The 1,529-nt window shown below is 62.3% G+C and carries 2 protein-coding genes; both read right to left on the bottom strand.

The window, feature by feature from the left end; genetic code table 11:
- Positions 1–399 precede the first annotated feature (399 nt).
- Positions 400–900: a GNAT family N-acetyltransferase gene (locus ACEQFP_RS17410; RefSeq protein ID WP_000376623.1), complete on the bottom strand. Its 501-nt coding sequence runs from the start codon at positions 898–900 to the stop codon at positions 400–402.
- A gap of 127 nt (positions 901–1,027) precedes the next feature.
- A partial coding sequence (locus ACEQFP_RS17405; protein WP_396464373.1) for a dihydropteroate synthase occupies positions 1,028–1,529 on the bottom strand: 502 nt, incomplete at its 5' end.

The raw sequence follows: 1,529 nt of genomic DNA, 5'->3' as shown, positions 1-1,529 counted from the left end.
TATTGAACTGTCAGGAGCTGGCTGCACAACAGCCATTACGCCCAATCAACTGGTGCAGTCGTCTTCTGAAAATGACATTTGGTATCTCTCATAAACGGATGTTTTTGAGAGAACTATCTTCGGCCTTCACACGCACGAAAGGCGGCGAAGCTCCGCCGTTAATCCGTCCGCCGGAGATCTCGCCCAGGCAGGCTGAAGGCCGAGCAAGCCTGACAGGCCCGAAAAGCCCGGCACGGGCGTCGGCGGCGATGACGGCGGCGGCATTATCCAGGGTTGATGATGGAAGTGGAGGATATCGACAACCTCTCGCGCAACCAAGACATCGCGGTCGGACTGCAAGTGATCTTGAAGCCACGGGCCCGTCCCACCCCGACATGGACCTCGATGCCCGAACGGACGTTAGATTTCGAGTTCTAGGCGTTCTGCGATGAAGGTTGGATCCCAGCCGGGATTGAAAGTGTCGACGTGGGTGAATCCGAGCCGCTCGTATAGGCCACGCAGGTTCGGGTGGCAGTCGAGCCGCAGCTTGGCGCACCCCTGCGTTCGCGCGGCATGGCGGCAAGCCTCGATCAGCGCGGAGCTGACACCCCGGCCCGCATGTGTCCGTCGCACCGCGAGCTTGTGCAGATATGCGGCCTCCCCCTTGAGGGCGTCGGGCCAGAACTCGGGATCCTCGGCCGACAAGGTGCAACAGCCGACGATGCCGTCGCTGCAACTCGCGACTAGGAGCTCGGATCTCAGGACGAAGGTCTCCGCGAATGTCCGGTCGATCCGCGCGACGTCCCAGGCGGGCGTTCCCTTGGCGGACATCCACGCCGCAGCGTCGTGCATCAGCCGCACAACCTCGTCGATATCACCCGAGCAGGCGACCCGAACGTTCGGAGGCTCCTCGCTGTCCATTCGCTCCCCTGGCGCGGTATGAACCGCCGCCTCATAGTGCAGTTTGATCCTGACGAGCCCAGCATGTCTGCGCCCACCTTCGCGGAACCTGACCAGGGTCCGCTAGCGGGCGGCCGGAAGGTGAATGCTAGGCATGATCTAACCCTCGGTCTCTGGCGTCGCGACTGCGAAATTTCGCGAGGGTTTCCGAGAAGGTGATTGCGCTTCGCAGATCTCCAGGCGCGTGGGTGCGGACGTAGTCAGCGCCATTGCCGATCGCGTGAAGTTCCGCCGCAAGGCTCGCTGGACCCAGATCCTTTACAGGAAGGCCAACGGTGGCGCCCAAGAAGGATTTCCGCGACACCGAGACCAATAGCGGAAGCCCCAACGCCGACTTCAGCTTTTGAAGGTTCGACAGCACGTGCAGCGATGTTTCCGGTGCGGGGCTCAAGAAAAATCCCATCCCCGGATCGAGGATGAGCCGGTCGGCAGCGACCCCGCTCCGTCGCAAGGCGGAAACCCGCGCCTCGAAGAACCGCACAATCTCGTCGAGCGCGTCTTCGGGTCGAAGGAGACCGGTGCGGGTGGCGATGCCATCCCGCTGCGCTGAGTGCATAACCACCAGCCTGCAGTCCGCCTCAGCAATATCG

The sequence above is a fragment of the Edwardsiella sp. A.80236 genome, from assembly GCF_044540725.1.
GTDB classification, from domain to species: Bacteria; Pseudomonadota; Gammaproteobacteria; order Enterobacterales; family Enterobacteriaceae; genus Edwardsiella; species Edwardsiella tarda.
This window is presented reverse-complemented; position numbering and strand designations above follow the sequence as displayed.

Coding starts and splice junctions, on each gene's coding strand:
- ACEQFP_RS17410 (WP_000376623.1), bottom strand. CDS start 900: ATGGACAGCGAGGAGCCTCCGAACGTTCGGGTCGCCTGCTCGGGTGAT.